This window comes from Candidatus Abyssobacteria bacterium SURF_5 (assembly GCA_003598085.1).
Classification (GTDB): Bacteria; Abyssobacteria; SURF-5; order SURF-5; family SURF-5; genus SURF-5.
This window is the reverse complement of sequence record QZKU01000128.1, coordinates 40,187-55,687: the sequence shown is the minus strand read 5'-3', so window position 1 is coordinate 55,687 and position 15,501 is coordinate 40,187. Positions and strand designations below refer to the sequence as shown.

The window sequence follows — 15,501 nt, the reverse complement described above, 5'->3', positions numbered from 1 at the left end:
ATCCTCAGCAAGAGCGGGTGTCACAGTTCTCGCACAAAGGATAGCACAAATATTCCACAAATGCAACATTTTGTTGAGATTGAACCCTAACAAGACAGAACCAAGCACAGGCTGTACCATTCATGCCACTCGGGATATCGAGACAAATGGTTTAAAAGTGTGACATCACGTTGCCAATGATATACTTCGACACGAATTGCCTTTCCGGTCCGCGGGCTTTGGTGGCGCAGGCTTACAGCCCCTGGATTCTTCTTCTCCGTAAAGATTCCGCTGCAGAATCCCCTTTGGTAGGGCCGAATTCATTCGGCCAGTCTTGAATGTGCGAATAAATTCGCACCTACCATAGCGCGGTTGAACCCGAGAGTGGGGGTTTTGCGGCAGAATCCGTAAAGACGCCCCACGATCCCCATCCAAAACATCGCTTCGGTTTCTTGGTCCGTGTCGTCCCTGTCGCCCCTGTCGCCCGTGCATGCCTGTGCTCGTCCGTGTCGAACGCCCACTCACGGCGGGAGCCGCCCACAGTTACGAAGCACGCGCCTGTTGAATTAATCGAAATCTGAAACCGGGATGGAAAAATCTGAAAGGATTTTAATCTTGTAGCAGCTCGTCAAGGCTTCGCTTTTGCGCCTCGTCGAGCTCCTGAAATGGAAAGCGGCACCCGAAAACATGACCGCGCCGCGACAACAGATGCTTGAGCGCCGAAATGCCGCCATATCCCTTGATTGCGCTCCGGATACGCGAGATCCCGGCCTGCGCCTCTTCGGTGGGTGAATTCCAGAGCTTAACGAAGAGCTCTGGATAAATATTTGCGAGGGCCGAAATGAATCCGTTCGCTCCCAGTTCCTTCGCCCTCAACACAAAATGATCGCCGCCTGCGACAATATCGAGGACATCACCAAATCGGGCGACCATCTCCCGTACCCTGTCTTCATTTGCCGAACTGTCTTTGATTCCCGCAACCGAGCCGCTATCCGCCATCTTCTCGAGCGCCGACAAACTGATCTCGTTGTTCGTGTATTTCGGGATATTGTAGCAGTAAACGGGAATCTCGCTGTTGCGGCGAACGAATTCATAAAAATCGATAATCTCCTTTTCAGTGAATTCATAGTACAGCGGAGGCGGCAGAAAAATGCCGTCGGCCCCCTTGGCGGAGACATGACGGCAGAGCGCAGCCATTGTATCCGCGTCGGCGTCCCAGGTACAGCACCAGATGTCGACCCTCTCGCCAAACCCATCAATCAGCGCGGAGAAAAGCTCCCTCTTCTCCTGCGGCTTCAAATACAAAAACTCGCCTGTCGTTCCCGCCGGACATAGCCCGGTGATGCCCGCCTTGATCAAAAATTCGGCGTGCGAACACATCGCGTCCAGATCCACTCGATTTTTGGTGAACGCCGTCAAGTTGGCGACATACACTCCCCTATCGTGTCGCATTCGCTCCTCCCGCGAATCATCAGCCGCATCACATTATATCATACGTCAATCCTAAGCCCTTGCGGGCTCTTGACATTTATCGACACTGTTTATAAGATGAGAAGATGGACTCAGAAATTTTCGAAAGGTGACATATCGGTGACCGGATTGAAGATACAATATTCGATACCCCCGCAAGTTCTGCCGATTTTCGAAGCGTTCGAGCGCGAAGGCGTCGAGGTGTACCTCGTCGGCGGAACCGTCCGGGAAATCCTGCGCGGACTGACCCAGGAACTGAATGATTTCGATTTCGCCACCCCGACCTCCGCCGACGACACCTCGCGTATCCTCCGAAAGGCCGGCATCAGGCCGATCCCCATCGGAATCCAGTTTGGAACCATCGGCGCGCACCTGGGCGAACTACGAATAGATATAACCTCGTTCCGCAAGGGCGAGGAATATCAGCCCCATTCGCGCCATCCGCAGGTCGACTTCGGCGGCAGCATCGAGGAGGACCTGCGGCGGCGAGACTTCTGTATGAACGCCATCGCCATGACCAAATCGGGAGACCTGATCGACCCGTTTGACGGCGTGAAGGACATCCTGAACAAGCATATCTCGGTTCCGCAGGATCCGGAGAGAACGTTCAGCGATGACCCGCTTCGGCTTCTGCGTGCCGCTCGCTTCGTCTCGCAGCTCGGGTTCTCCGTCGTCCCGTCCGTGAAGAAAACCGCTCACAGGATGTCGTTCCTCATTACCACCGTTTCGCGCGAGCGGTGGAAAATGGAGATGGATAAACTGCTGATGGGCGAGGACGTCCATCGCGGCCTCGAATATATGCTCGAGACCGAGCTCCTGAATTTCATGATGCCCGAGCTCACCGTGCTTCGCGGGTTCAATCAAACGGATCGTTACCACCACAAGGACGTGTGGGAACACACCAAGCGCGCGCTTAAGAGTTCCGTAAAACAGATCGACGTCCGCTGGGCTCTGCTCTTCCACGACATCGGCAAACCCTACACCAAATCCGTGCAGGACGGCCAGGTCCACTTTTATCACCATGAACTTGTCGGCGAAATGCTCGCCCGCAGCCTCATGTTCCGGTTCAGGTTCTCAAGTGAGCAGCGCAAGAAGGTCTCGATGCTCATCTTCAACCACATGCGGCCAAATATGTACGATGACGACTGGAACGATTCCGCTATCCGCCGACTCGCCCGCGACATGCAGGGACACGTGTTCGACCTCATCAACCTCTCGCGCGCCGATATAACCTCCCAGCGGCCCGAAACCGTCCGGCGCGGCCTCGAGCGGCTCGATAAACTCGAGCACCGCGTCAAAAAGGTGCTGGAGGAAGAGGAAAAACAGCCGCTCCTGCCCAAAGGCATGGGCACCGCTATCATGGAGCACTTCGGCATCCAGGAAGGACCGGAAGTGGGTATGCACATGAAGAAGCTGCTGAAGGCTGTCGACGAGGGCGAGCTCGAGCCGGGCCGCGATTACGCGTATTACCTCGAATTCCTCTCCAAGGCGGGAAACACCTGATTGAACGTTCGGCATCCTTTGCAAGGGCCTATAACACATGAAGATAGGAATTCTCGGAGGCACCTTCGATCCCATACATATCGGGCATCTGGTCATCGCGCAGGAAGCTCTCTGGCAGTGTGAGCTCGACCGCGTCCTCTTCATGGTCACCGCTCAGCCCCCGCATAAAAAAGCCCCCAGAGCCCGCGCCGAGGATCGGTACAACATGGTCGAGTTGGCGTTGCAGGGAATAACCGAATTCCAGCCATCGCGGCTCGAAATTGAGCGTGGCGGCAACTCTTACACGGTGCAGACGCTGCATGAGTTGCACCGACTCTATCCCGCCGCTTCGCATTACTGGATCGTCGGAGGCGACTCGATCCTGGAGTTTCAGACATGGGAGGACCCGGAAGACGTTATCCGTCTGGCAAACCTTATTGTGGCGCCCCGGCCGGGTTTCGACCTCTCGAAGGTCGATCCCGCCCTAAGAAATAAAATAATTGTCCTGGATGCCCCGCAGGTGGATGTCTCTTCCACTCAAATTCGCAGGCGAATCACTGAAAAACAGCCGGTACGATTTTTGCTCCCTAAAATCGTGGAAGAGTACATCTACGGGCACCGGCTCTATCTCGAATAGAATGAGGAAGCATGAGCAAACAGGCATTTGAAACCAAGGAGTACGCAAAGAGGGCACAGGAATACGCCGAGGAGAAACTCGGCGGCACGCTGCTCGAGCACGTCTTGGGATGCGCCGATACCGCCGAAAAGCTGGCGCGCAAATTCGGCTGCGACGAAGATAAGGCCGCTGCCGCCTGCTATCTTCATGACGTGGCGAAACCAATGCCCCACGACAGCCGCGTTGCCCGTGCCCGCGAGCTCGGCATGACGCCGGCCAAGATCCAATCGTATTTGCCGCCGGTATTACATGGGCCGGTCGCCGCCCTTATCGCCAATAAGGAACTCGGCATTGACGATCCCGAAATCCTTGAGGCCGTCGAATTCCACAGCACCGGACGCGCCGGCATGGGAAAACTCGGCAAGGTAATTTTTGTCGCCGATTTCATAGAGTTCACCCGCGTTTTCCCCGGAGCGGCCGAACTGCGAAGCCACGGGGCGCTCACACTCGATGAACTGGCGATGGCCATCCTTCGGCGCAAGCTCGAGCACCTGCTGCGGGAGAACAGGCCGATCGACAGGCACGCCATCGAATTTTGGAACGACCTCACCAAAAAAACCCAATAACAAGGTTCTCCCCCTCCCCGTATTTCTTAACCTTCTTCTCTCCTCCGTCGTACCCGTCCGTGTCCGTCTCTTCGTCAGTGTTGGCCATGCTGTCTGTGCCTGTCCGTGTCCGTCCGTGTCCGTCTGTGTTCGTCCTTGTTCGCCGTGCCCGTCCGTGTTCCTCCATTCCGTCCATTCGGGTCGTCTCGTCCACGTCGGTTCCTTCACCAAAATAGTTAGGGCTCGCGCACAGGCGAGCCCTCAGCAAAAGTTGACCCACTAACCCGTCAGTTACTTCTTCCCGAAGAACTTCTCAAAACACTTCTCGCAACAGAACAAAACCGTCCGCCGAAGCTGTCCATTTCGAATAAGAACCGTTTTCATGTTCTCGAAATCATCAAGATCGGCGCATTGGCAGTAAGGTATGAACACCCCGCGTATCCTCCTTTTCGTCATGATCGTGAACCTTATGAGCAAGTTAAGTGCCATCGCCGAATCAAGCAGCATAACTCAAGTGTTTCCCATTTCTTATGATCACACACCTTGAAATCGAGGCTACAAATTTGGACTCGCACCAAGTGACAATTTTTCCGACAAACCAGCAATTTTTGACTGCCTGCACCCACCCCTCAATGGAATTCATCGCATCGGAGACCTCAAGCCCAAAGTCTGGATTTCAGTATCCTCGTCCATCTTGTCCGCATCATCCACGTCGTTCGCCTGAGCGCGGCTATTCCCCGTCCAGAATGTAATCGGCGCGCCGCGGATGCCACGCATCAATCGCGAGGACAGGCTCCTCACCCACCTGCACCTCATGCTCCACATTCGGCGGGATGATAGCAATATCGCCTTCCTGCATTGATCTCTCTTCCCCGCCAACGATCATCTTCATCTTTCCCTTCACCAGATAACTGATCTGTTCGTGCGGGTGCTTGTGCAGCGGGATCCGGCTGTTGGGCTGGATATCGAAGAACGTCATCATTGAGTTGTCGAGGTACACGCTGCGCAAGACAATGCCCGGCAGCACCTCCTTACGCGGAAGCGAATTCTTGCTGTGGAAATACATGATGCTCTCCCTGGTTAGGTTTCTGGATCCGGCATGTTGTACATGTTCATTTCTGTGGATAATTATAAGCAGTAACAACCCACCCGTTCAAATCCTGGAGCAGGCATCTTGTCAGTTGCATGTCCGACTTCGTTCTTTCTGCCAACACGGAATCAAGAAAACATTATCATCTACTCCGATCCGAGAGCAAAATTATCCGGCTGGCATCCCCAAAAGCAGCGTGTCATACTTGCATCTGAATGAAAGAGCAAGATCAAAACAATCATTTGAGGCGTGATCAATGTGTCAAGACACAAAGGAGGGCGGGATATGAGGAAGGGACTCTTACTTGTGCCCGCGGTTATCTTGATTTGGGGAATTACGCTCGTCGTAGCGGCTCAGCAGCAGCCGGCGCCGACTGAGACCCAGCAGCAGGGCGTTCTTTCGGACACGGAAAAAGAGTTCATGAGCAAAGCGGCTGAAGGCAACCTGTTTGAGGTGAAGGCCGGAAAACTGGCGCAGGATTCGGCAACAAACAGCTCCGTCAAACAATTCGGCGAGAAAATGGTGAATGACCACTCGACAGCCAACCAGGAGCTGCAGGAACTTGCCCGGATGAAGGGCGTGCAGTTGCCTCAGCAGGTACAACGCGAGAAGCAGAACCTGTACGACCAGCTTGCCAACGCCGCCAGAGAAGACTTTGATAAGACGTACATGGACCTCATGGTGAGGGATCACCAGGAAGACGTCGCCAATTTCCAGAAGCAGCAGGCGCAAACCACTGACCCCGAGCTCAAGGCCTGGATAACAAAGACACTGCCGGTGTTGAGGGACCACCTCCAGCAGGCGCAACTGATAAACCAGGAACTGAATGCAGGCCAACCGGAATAATTATCGATTGTGGTGACTCGTTCGGTTTCGTGTCCACGCGGATAGTTCTCACCCAACCACTAAACACCCGGTTGCAGCAGCTCAAGCATGATTCCGTCCGGATCGCGCAGGTATACACAGAGGGTCCCGCCAAGATCATACGGCGTGCTGTTGAACTTTACGCCGTTCTCCTTCAGCTTCTGGTACAGTTCCATCAGATTGTCAACCCGAAAAGCGACATGAATTATGCCGCCGTCGCACTGCCGATAGTCCTTCGGAAACGCGCTCGAAGCCGGCTTGCTGTACTCAAAGAGCTCGACCTCCTGATTGTCCAAACATTTCAGATGAACAATTCGAACCTTCGCCTCCTTGAGCCCCACGATATCGTCGAGCACCGGCCCCTCCAACTCCATGTCGGCCGTCACAGTCAACCCGAGAAGGTCGCGATAAAAACGAAGCGACGTCTCCATATCGCGCACGCCGATTCCCGGATGATGAATTCCCTGAATCATGCCATCTCCTCCCGCGATTGCTTGTCTTAATTCACACGGCGGCGCGCCCCCGTGAGCGCGCCCGGCCCTCAGCTCACGTAAGTATATCAGAAGACCAGCCTCAGGCACCTGCCTCAGGCCCCCATGATTCAAAATCCATTCATTATCGTAAGTGCTTGGCCGGCAATCTTGCTTCTTGATCGCAATTTCAGTCCAATTAAAACCCAATTCTCCCAGAGCGATACCTGATCCCCCCGTCCCTTCGGCAGACTTGGAACAGAGAAAACTGCCGCCGGCTTGTCCCGCTCAATTAAGGAAAACCTCATCCCTCATTTCCAGCCCGTTCCGTCCACGTCGTGTCCTTCCATGTTCATCCATGCCTTTCCTCCCTCTCCAGTCGCGACCAGCGAAAAAGCTCGATGGGCATTCGGGTTACAAGTTCTCGACTTTAAACCTTGAACTTGGAACCTTGAACCCGCCATTGGGCCACCTGGCTGGTCAGCAACAGGCGACGGGTTCTCCGTCTATCTTCAGCGGAGCGAAATAACTTGAACCGTGCGACACAAGATTGTCTCTTTCTTCAATTCCGATCAGGGCCAAGAAGACGTTTTCTTGAGAGAACGATATGCAAAAGGACAAAAGTTTTTGCTTTTGTTAAAGAATTTTCATAGACAGCGCGGGAACGGTGGTGACATAAATAAGGTAACCACCTTAGATGCGCGGGAACATCCACATACGGTTTGGCCGAGATGCACAGGGGCCGCATTCAAAACTTAGGAGGGCCAGAAAATGTATCTCATTCGCTCCACAGTTCTTGTATTTTTGGCCGTATTTTCTGTTATCTGTTCACAGGCGCCCGCGAAGGAAGCGCTGGCTGCGCCAGCCGCGCCAAGCGACCTGCAGGCGCAACCCGACGTGAACGGCATCGTCCATCTGTCATGGACGGACAATTCGACAGATGAGGATGGCTTCTGCGTCTATCGAAACGGTACGCGCATAAAGGACCTGCCTGCGAACACCACCACACACGACGACAACAAATTCCTTTCTGCCGGAACGGAGTACTGCTACTTCATCACCGCATACAACAGCAGCGGCGAATCTCCGGCCTCAAACGAGGCCTGCATTCTTCGTGAGGTGATGGAGATCTATGTCGATGACGACGTCGCCTGCCCGGGCTCGGGAACGAGCGCCGAGCCCTACTGTCAAATCCAAACGGCCATCGACAACGCCTGGTACCAAGATGAGATCGTGGTGCGAGACGGAACGTATACCTCGGGAGGGACAGTGATCGATAAACCGCTCGTCATTCGGTCCGAGAATGGACCCGCAAACTGCGTGGTCGACGGTGCCGGATTCTCGTTCAACAGGTGGGACCTGACTTACTATGACGAAAGGCTGGATGGCTTTACGATCACCAACAGCGCCGGCACCGGAATTTTCTGCGGCAGAGATGGTGCAATCAGCATCTCCAACTGTATCATTACCGGCCACTCCGGCCTCGGAATTCGTGTTTTAAGTGAAGTCGCTTTCAATCTCGAAAATTGCGTCGTCGCTGGAAATCAGGATAGCGGCATAGAATTGGAACTGTGCGGCGCATGGATCGATAATTGTTCCATAACCGGAAACTCCAGTCCCTCCGGCGGCGGGGGGATAGCGACGTGGTTAGCCAGCCTGAATATTCGGAATTCGACGGTCGCAGATAACTCGGCCACCGGTATGGGCGGCGGCATTTTCTCTTATCATTCCGGTATTTCACTAAACGACTGCACGATAAGCGGCAACTTCTCCCATGATAACGGCGGGGGCCTCTATATCGAAGGCGGATTACCACCCGATCTGACCAATGTTGTGATCAGTGGAAATACAGCGCTCAGGCAGGCCGGCGCGTTGTCGATCCTGGAGGCGGGTGAGCTGATCATCACGCATAGCACCATTGCAGCAAATTCATCTGGCGCAGGCGGAACGCTTGCCCTGGAACAAACGCCGGCCACAATTACAAACTCCATTTTCTGGGACAACTCGTCCGGCATCAATCTGGTAAATAATTCCGCTCTTGCAGTTTATTGCAGCGACATCGAAAACGGGGCAGCCGGCATAAGCGTAGGGCCGGGATGTTCGCTGGATTGGGGCGGCGGCAATATCGCTGAGGAACCGCTTCTGTCGGAGGATCATCATCTTGCTTGTCTCTCCCCCTGCGTTGATGCGTGTAGTGAAGCAGGAGTTTACATTGACATGGACGGAGACAACCGACCGCAAGAGGAGGGATTCGATATGGGCGCGGACGAGTATATTCCCCTCGCCCTGACCGAAATTGATCTGCAATCTCCTGCCAATGGCGCCATCGCCACGTCGCCCCCGACGTTCTGTTGGTCGGCCACCGGCGGCTGCAACAATGGATTCTCCGTAGATGTCGCGTTGTCCCCTCTCGGCCCCATCTACTCGACGTACGAGCATCTGCATCAGATCATCCGGGAAAGCTGCTGGACAATGCCGCCCACGATCTGGAACATGATCCCTCCGGGTCGCCTGTATTGGCGCGTGCGGGGGGCGGACCTTGAAGACTCGCCGCCGGTCATTGTCACCAGCGAGGAAGTGCGGTCGCTGACAAAATAGAGGAGTCATCGCCGAAAGAGGAAATTTTGCCCGAAAAGGCATTTTGGTCTTCTCACAAACCTAGTAACGGAAAGAGAGCAATGATTATCAGTCGACTGATCGATACGCTGCCGCTCTTGTTGATTTATGCCGGCACGATAGCCATTGTGCTGTTCTCGATTGTCGCCGGCATCTGGTTTGGCCGTTTCTGGAGAAAACGCTTTGGAGAGGAGAGAGAGGAGGCGGTCGACACGGTGGTCGCCGCGGTCCTGGCTCTGCTCGCGTTCTTGTTAGCCTTCACAGTCGGGCTGACGGCAGCCCGGTTTGACAGCCGGAAACAGTTGTTGCTGGACGAGGTGAACGCGATCGGTACAACATTTCTTCGAACGGATTTCCTTCCCGAGCCGCACCGCGCGGAGGTTCGCAGGCTGCTGAAGAACTACGTCGATATCAGGGTTGACATGATAAGAAATCCCGCGACCGCCATGCAAGGAATCAAACGTTCGGAGGAACTGCAAGAGCGAATGTGGGCCTTCGCACAGGCGCTTTCGCTCGCGGATATCAAGAACCCCGATATCGCCGCGCTCTTCGTGGAGTCGCTCAACGAGATGATCGATCTGCAAACATCGCGCGTGGTAGTGGCACTGATGTACCGCCTTCCAGCGCCGATGTGGTCTGCGCTGCTGGGAATCACTATCCTGTCAATGATCTCGGTAGGGTATCTGTTCGGGAAGTCCGAAAAAGTCAATTGGGCGCTCATTCTTTTGCTCGCGCTTGCGTTTTCGTTGGTCGTCGCGCTGATAGCCGATCTCGACCGTTCCGGCGGCGGAAAACTGGGCGTGACCAGGATTAACCAGCAAGCGATGCTTGATCTTCAAGAGAGGCTCGAGGCGCGGATGTCGAAAGAGTGAAAGATCCCTTTTTGGATTTTTGATTGGGAGGAAGGAACAAAAGGAATATTGAAGCCGAGACGCCTGCGCTTCTGAGTCCTTCCAATCCTACCATTAGTCCTCCCCGTCGTCACGAGTTTAACCTCCATGACCAATTCGCAGGAAAGTGCAGGATGTATCACTCGGGGAGAGGCTTGTCAAACTCCTGTTTGTTGAGCGGAGAGATTCTTCCCCCGCGAAGCGCGGGGTCAGGATGACGAACAAGGAGGTTGGCACAGTAATTCGTGAAAAAGAAAAGGAGTGCACGGCGGGCGATCCCCACCGGGTCGCCCCCAGGACAAAGAAACAGCCAAGGTGCCTGTTGGCTTCAGGAACAGGCCTATTCTACGAATTCAAAAAGACGTGAATTCCGTAGACTCGCCCCCTGCTCTTATTTGCCGGACAGCATTTCGCGGGCGATGACCATGCGCTGGACCTGGTTGGTGCCCTCGTAGATTTGGAGCAGCTTGGCGTCGCGCATGAGCTTTTCGACCGGATACTCGCGCATGTAGCCGTAGCCGCCGAAAATCTGGACAGCGTCGGTAGTCACCTCCATCGCGATGTCGGATGCGTAGAGCTTGGCAATGGCGGCATGAAGCGTGTTGCGCTCGCCGTTATCGATCTGCCACGCCGACTTGTAGGTCATCAAGCGGGCAAGCTCGACTTTGACGGTCATGTCGGCGATCATGAACTGAATCGCCTGATTAGCGGAGATGGGCTTGCCGAACTGGACGCGCTGGTTGGCGTAGTTGATTGCGTATTCGAGCGCTGCGCGGGCGACGCCGACGGACGAGGCGGCAACTCCGGGACGCGCCTTGTCGAGCGTCATCATGGCGATCTTCATGCCATCGCCCTCTTTGCCGAGCAGGTTCTCTTTGGGGACTCTCACCTCTTCAAGAATAACCTCGGAAGTATTGGAGGCGCGCTGGCCCATCTTGTCTTCTTCTTTTCCCGCGGAAACGCCGGGCATATCCTTGGTGACGATGAACGCGCTCAGGCCGCGGTAGCCTTTGCTGCGGTCGGTCGAGGCGAAAATGGTAAACAGTTCGGCGACGCCGCCGTTGGTGATGAAGCATTTCGTTCCATTCAGCACGTATTCGTCGCCGACTCGTTTTGCGGTGGTCGCGACCGAGCCTGCATCGGAGCCGGCGTTGGGTTCCGTGAGTCCGAAGGCGCTGAATGTGAGCTTCTCGCACAGAGGCGAGAGGAACTGCTTTTTCTGCTGGTCGGTTGCCGCGATGAGGATCGGCGTGACTGCAAGAGAATTGGCCGAGCGCGACGTGTTGACGCCGACGCAGCCCCAGGACATTTCCTCGTTGATGATGCACGAGTCGAGGGTTGACAGCCCGCCCCCGCCGCAGAATTCGGGAATCGTCTCGTTCATGAGGCCGACATCGAACGCCTTCTGCAGAATCTCGTATGGGAACTCGCCGGTGCGGTCGTGGTGTTCGGCTTTGGGACGGATCTCCTGCTCGGAAAACTTATGCGCCGTTTCCTGGAGCATCTTTTGTTCGTCATTCAACGAAAAACTAAACATGAGGACTACCCTCCTTATCCCTTGAAAAAGCACCTATCTTTGCAGATATCCCATAATGATCTCGTCGGTCATCTTCTGGGCCCGGGAAAGATCGAAAGCGTTCTGATCGAATATCCACTGGATCATCAGGCCTTCGACCAGCCCGATCAGGGCCGATGCGATTCGCGCGGGATCACATTCAATAAAATATCCCTTGTCAACTCCCTCCGAGATGATCTTTTTGGCCAGATGCCGATAGCGCGCATACTGGTTGGCGGTTGCGTCCTGCAATTTCGGAATCTTGGTGGAATGCGCCCAAAAATCAAGAAGCACCACCTGGAACTTCTTGTTCTCCCTTACCTTTTCAAAAACGGCGGTAATGATTGCCCGGATTTTTTCGGGCGGCGTTTTCGCGCGCTGCACCTTCCTGCCGAGGTGGGTATCAAGATCCTTGATGAGCTTGTCGAAAACGGAAAGGAAAAGCTCTTCCTTATTATGGAAGTAATAATGGATCACGCCTTTGCTGACGCCGGCGGAGTCGGCGATATCCTGCATCGTGATATTGCTGTACCCTTTGAGGGCGATACAGAAGAAGGTTGCCTCAATGATTTCGGCTCTTCGCTTGGGGGCGATACCAACTTTAGGCGACATGGGAAGGGCTTTGCTTTTTAAATTGGCCAGCCAGTTAAAAGAGTGTATCAAAGGGTCGAACGCTTTGTCAAGCGATGAAGCCGAATGCTGCAAACTGCGGCGCCGCACCGGCATTGCATAGCGCCGGCGGACATTTTTTGCCAATATTTTTTAAAATCTCAACAGCAGCCGGAAAGATTTCGGAGGAGACCGATGCAGTGGTTGATACCGATTTTTGTGTGGGTATGCGCGGCTTCGAATGCGCCCGCGGAACAAGCCGCCGCGGCGACGAAGGTGTACGAGGCGGCGGGGGAAGAGAACTGCGAACGGGCGGAGAGGATCATTGAGAAAATTCCCGATGAAACCGAATATTTTTTTCATTTGGCCAGCACCAGCTATGTCGAGAACGATCTCCAGACATCCGCAAAACAAGTCCGTCAGGCCGCCGACTCGCTGAAAAAGCATCTCACCGTATGCGCGGACGAGCTTCGTCCGGCGATTCTGGCATCCATGCAAGGAATGGAAGCGCTGGCGGACAGCGTAGAAAAGGGGCGGGTCTCATCTCCGAGAGTATTGCACGAGGTGTTCGCCCGGGCCGAACTGGTGCTTGCGAAGCATCATGTCAAGAGAGCACAGCAGGCATGGGATGAGAAGAACCATGCGGATGCGGGCCAAGCCCTTGGAGCATCGACGACAAACATCGAGAACGCCGTTCTTCGGACAGCGTACAAGGATACCGGAACTATCTCGAAGGCCGTCGAACAGGGCAAGCTCCTCTCGGGAAAACTGCTCGACGGCGGCGACATCGAACCGATCGAGGTCACAAAAACATTCGCCGATATCGGCACGGCGATCGGAACCTTCGAGCAGTCATTTCAGGTTTCCGCCAAATAGGCATTCCCTGTCGGCCGGTTCCGCCGGCCGCTAGGAGCGAAAGCGCCATTCTGATTAGCCGGCGGCGGACCTTCCTGTTATGGTTACAAAATAGTTGTATGAGCCGGGCATTCGAGGCTTGTCCTGCTGCTTTTCAGTCAGACACGAGAGATATTTACGTTTGTTAACCGGCTTGATCCGGCGACACAAGAGAGCTACCGCTTAATCTCATGGACACGAATACGAGTCGGCGAAGCACGGGTACGGTGGTCTCCATTCGCGGAAGTGTTGTTGACGCTCGATTTGAAGACTCGCTTCCTCCAATCTACAACATGCTGCGGACGGGTGAACCGGCGGCGGTACTGATCGAGGTCATGACGCATCTCGATCAGCGGACCGTACGGGGGATTGCGTTGAATCCGACGCGAGGGCTGGCGCGCGGCTCGCCGATACATGACACGGGTCATCCCCTGAAGGTCCCAGTTGGGAAAAGTTTGCTGGGCCGGGTCTTTAACGTGTTCGGGGAATGCATTGACAAGAAGGGGCCGGTTAAGGCGTCGGAGTGGCGATCCATCCACCGGCAGCCGGTTCCGCTCGACCAGCAAGCGACGACGTCAGAGGTTTTTCAAACGGGCATAAAAGCGATAGACGTTCTTGCTCCACTGGAGCGGGGCGGTCGCGCCGGCCTGTTTGGCGGAGCGGGCGTCGGCAAGACGGTGCTCATCACGGAGATCATCCATAACGTGGTCGGGCGCTATAAAGGGGTGAGCCTGTTCTGCGGAATTGGGGAGCGGGTACGCGAGGGGGAGGAATTATATCGAGAGATCCAGCAGGCGGGCGTTCTCGACAACACGGTCTTGATATTCGGACAGATGAATGAGCCCCCGGGCGCCAGATTTCGAGTCGGCCACGCGGCCTTGACAATGGCCGAATATTTTCGGGATGACGAGAGGCAGGACGTGATGCTGCTGGTCGATAATATTTTCCGGTTTATTCAGGCGGGAATGGAGGTGTCGGGCCTGATGGGACAGATACCCTCGCGGCTCGGGTATCAACCGACGCTGGGAACGGACTTGGCCGGACTGGAAGAAAGGATAGCGAGCACTGAAACAGGCGCTATTACGTCGGTGCAGGCGGTATATGTGCCCGCGGATGATTTCACGGACCCGGCCGCGGTCCACACCTTCGGTCACTTGTCGGCTTCGATCGTGCTCTCACGTAAGAAGGCGAGCGAAGGATTGTATCCGGCGATCAATCCGTTGCGGTCAAGCTCGAAAATGCTGGCGCCGCACGTAGTAGGACAGCAGCATTATTCCATTGCGCAAGAAGTGCGGCAAACGCTTGCGAATTACGAGGAATTGAAGGACATCATCGCGATGTTGGGCATCGAAGAGCTTTCTCAGGACGACCGCCGCACGGTTTTTCGGGCACGCCGCCTCGAGCGTTTCCTCACGCAACCGTTCTTCGTTACGGAACAGTTCACCGGCAAAAGCGGGAAGATGGTAGACGTCGGAGACGCGTTGGAGGGATGCCGGCGCATACTGAACGACGAATTCTCAGAATATCCTGAAGGAGACCTCTACATGATCGGCGGAATCGAAGAGGCGGAAAAACGATGAGATTGAAAATCCTGCTTCCGACGTCGATCTTTCTGGATCGAGATGTATCAAAGGTAACAGCCGAAGCCGCGAACGGCTCGTTCACCCTTTTGCCCAGGCACATCGACTTTCTGGCAGCCCTTGTTCCGGGGCTCCTCTCATACAAGGACAATGAAGGGGAGGTCTTCCTTGCGGTCGATGAGGGAATCTTGGTGAAGCGGGGCGATGAGGTTCTCGTATCCACGCGCGGCGCGGTTCGCGGACCGAATCTGGGTCAGGTGAAACAAATGCTTGAAGAGAGTTTTGAATCGCTTGACGAAAGAGAAAAGAAGGCCCGATCGGCCGTCGCGCGAATTGAAGCGGGCATTATCAGGCGGTTCACCGAATTGAGACATTATGAATGAGAGACGCCGCGGTCAGGCGCGGACGCGGGAGAAAAAGGATTTTTTCGGCGAGGTCGAAAAGAAAGAGGCCCGAAAGCTAAAGTCGCGCCGGGAGAAGGAGCGCGGCATCTGGTTCGGCCTCGGCATGTTGGGACTGGTCGGCTGGTCGGTGATGATACCGACGCTGATCGGAACTGCAGTCGGCATCTGGATCGATACCCGCTGGCCCGGCCGCATTTCCTGGACACTGATATGTATGCTTATCGGAGTGATTCTCGGCTGTCTGAATGCATGGTTCTGGATAAAACGGGAGAGCAAACGTGATTGAAGCTCTGCCACGCTGTGGCAGTGGTTTGGTGGGCGCTGTTGCACAATTTTTGTGCGGTTCTTCTGCTTTTTCTCGAATACCGCAAACGGGA

Annotated in this window: 18 protein-coding genes; 11 read left to right on the top strand and 7 right to left on the bottom strand. The window is 55.0% G+C overall.

The window, feature by feature from the left end; translation table 11 throughout:
* Positions 1 to 588: 588 nt before the first annotated feature.
* Entirely contained in the window at positions 589 to 1,431 is an 843-nt protein-coding gene (locus tag C4520_18850) for a dihydrodipicolinate synthase family protein (GenBank protein RJP16076.1), read from the bottom strand.
* Between C4520_18850 and C4520_18845 the strand changes: the two genes are divergently transcribed.
* The 3 genes from C4520_18845 to C4520_18835 are packed head-to-tail and all read left to right on the top strand — an operon-like array spanning position 1,423 to position 4,173.
* Positions 1,423 to 2,952 carry an HDIG domain-containing protein gene (locus C4520_18845; GenBank protein ID RJP16075.1) on the top strand — a complete coding sequence of 510 codons (1,530 nt, stop codon included), beginning with the start codon at positions 1,423 to 1,425 and terminating at the stop codon, positions 2,950 to 2,952. The two genes, C4520_18850 and C4520_18845, sit on opposite strands and share 9 nt — an antisense overlap.
* 37 nt (positions 2,953 to 2,989) lie before the next feature.
* Positions 2,990 to 3,568 (top strand): nicotinate-nucleotide adenylyltransferase, encoded by a 579-nt coding sequence (locus C4520_18840; GenBank protein RJP16074.1) that lies wholly within the window; start codon positions 2,990 to 2,992, stop codon positions 3,566 to 3,568.
* An 11-nt stretch (positions 3,569 to 3,579) separates the two neighbouring features.
* A complete protein-coding gene (locus C4520_18835) occupies positions 3,580 to 4,173 on the top strand; it encodes an HD domain-containing protein (GenBank protein ID RJP16073.1) in 594 nt (197 codons plus the stop codon).
* Here C4520_18835 and C4520_18830 read toward each other — a convergent pair.
* From C4520_18830 to C4520_18820, 3 genes are all read right to left on the bottom strand, one after another.
* Positions 4,154 to 4,366, bottom strand: a complete 213-nt coding sequence (locus C4520_18830; protein RJP16072.1) for a hypothetical protein — start codon at positions 4,364 to 4,366, stop codon at positions 4,154 to 4,156. The two genes, C4520_18835 and C4520_18830, sit on opposite strands and share 20 nt — an antisense overlap.
* A gap of 77 nt (positions 4,367 to 4,443) precedes the next feature.
* Complete coding sequence (locus C4520_18825; protein ID RJP16071.1) at positions 4,444 to 4,659, bottom strand: hypothetical protein; 216 nt, start codon at positions 4,657 to 4,659, stop codon at positions 4,444 to 4,446.
* Positions 4,660 to 4,882: 223 nt separating this feature from the next.
* The gene (locus tag C4520_18820; protein RJP16070.1) at positions 4,883 to 5,218 is read right to left on the bottom strand and encodes a cupin domain-containing protein; all 336 of its coding nucleotides are present in this window, start codon (positions 5,216 to 5,218) and stop codon (positions 4,883 to 4,885) included.
* Between the two features lie 309 nt (positions 5,219 to 5,527).
* On the opposite strand from C4520_18820, the gene C4520_18815 reads away from it, so the two are divergent.
* Complete coding sequence (locus C4520_18815) at positions 5,528 to 6,088, top strand: DUF4142 domain-containing protein (GenBank protein RJP16069.1); 561 nt, start codon at positions 5,528 to 5,530, stop codon at positions 6,086 to 6,088.
* Between the two features lie 59 nt (positions 6,089 to 6,147).
* On the opposite strand, the gene C4520_18810 is transcribed toward C4520_18815, so the two are convergent.
* Positions 6,148 to 6,579, bottom strand: coding sequence for a VOC family protein (locus C4520_18810; GenBank protein ID RJP16068.1), 432 nt, complete (start codon positions 6,577 to 6,579; stop codon positions 6,148 to 6,150).
* Positions 6,580 to 7,347: 768 nt separating this feature from the next.
* On the opposite strand from C4520_18810, the gene C4520_18805 reads away from it, so the two are divergent.
* The 3 genes from C4520_18805 (at position 7,348) to C4520_18795 (ending at position 10,449) form a co-directional block, all read left to right on the top strand.
* Complete coding sequence (locus C4520_18805) at positions 7,348 to 9,174, top strand: hypothetical protein (GenBank protein ID RJP16067.1); 1,827 nt, start codon at positions 7,348 to 7,350, stop codon at positions 9,172 to 9,174.
* Between the two features lie 80 nt (positions 9,175 to 9,254).
* Positions 9,255 to 10,064 (top strand): DUF4239 domain-containing protein, encoded by an 810-nt coding sequence (locus C4520_18800; protein ID RJP16066.1) that lies wholly within the window; start codon positions 9,255 to 9,257, stop codon positions 10,062 to 10,064.
* Positions 10,065 to 10,209: 145 nt separating this feature from the next.
* Positions 10,210 to 10,449 (top strand): hypothetical protein, encoded by a 240-nt coding sequence (locus tag C4520_18795; GenBank protein ID RJP16065.1) that lies wholly within the window; start codon positions 10,210 to 10,212, stop codon positions 10,447 to 10,449.
* Positions 10,450 to 10,473: 24 nt separating this feature from the next.
* Here C4520_18795 and C4520_18790 read toward each other — a convergent pair whose 3' ends face one another.
* Together C4520_18790 and C4520_18785 are read right to left on the bottom strand one after the other, a co-directional pair.
* Entirely contained in the window at positions 10,474 to 11,619 is a 1,146-nt protein-coding gene (locus C4520_18790) for an acyl-CoA dehydrogenase (protein RJP16064.1), read from the bottom strand.
* Between the two features lie 33 nt (positions 11,620 to 11,652).
* On the bottom strand, positions 11,653 to 12,363 hold the full coding sequence (locus C4520_18785; protein ID RJP16063.1) for a TetR family transcriptional regulator: 711 nt from the start codon (positions 12,361 to 12,363) through the stop codon (positions 11,653 to 11,655).
* Between the two features lie 78 nt (positions 12,364 to 12,441).
* On the opposite strand from C4520_18785, the gene C4520_18780 reads away from it, so the two are divergent.
* From C4520_18780 to C4520_18765, 4 genes are all read left to right on the top strand, one after another.
* Positions 12,442 to 13,122: a hypothetical protein gene (locus C4520_18780; GenBank protein ID RJP16062.1), complete on the top strand. Its 681-nt coding sequence runs from the start codon at positions 12,442 to 12,444 to the stop codon at positions 13,120 to 13,122.
* 209 nt (positions 13,123 to 13,331) lie between these two features.
* Positions 13,332 to 14,720 carry a F0F1 ATP synthase subunit beta gene (locus C4520_18775; protein ID RJP16061.1) on the top strand — a complete coding sequence of 463 codons (1,389 nt, stop codon included), beginning with the start codon at positions 13,332 to 13,334 and terminating at the stop codon, positions 14,718 to 14,720.
* On the top strand, positions 14,717 to 15,103 hold the full coding sequence (locus C4520_18770; protein ID RJP16060.1) for a F0F1 ATP synthase subunit epsilon: 387 nt from the start codon (positions 14,717 to 14,719) through the stop codon (positions 15,101 to 15,103). The genes C4520_18775 and C4520_18770 overlap by 4 nt, the downstream gene beginning before the upstream one ends.
* A complete protein-coding gene (locus C4520_18765; GenBank protein RJP16059.1) occupies positions 15,096 to 15,410 on the top strand; it encodes a hypothetical protein in 315 nt (104 codons plus the stop codon). The genes C4520_18770 and C4520_18765 overlap by 8 nt, the downstream gene beginning before the upstream one ends.
* Positions 15,411 to 15,501 lie beyond the last annotated feature (91 nt).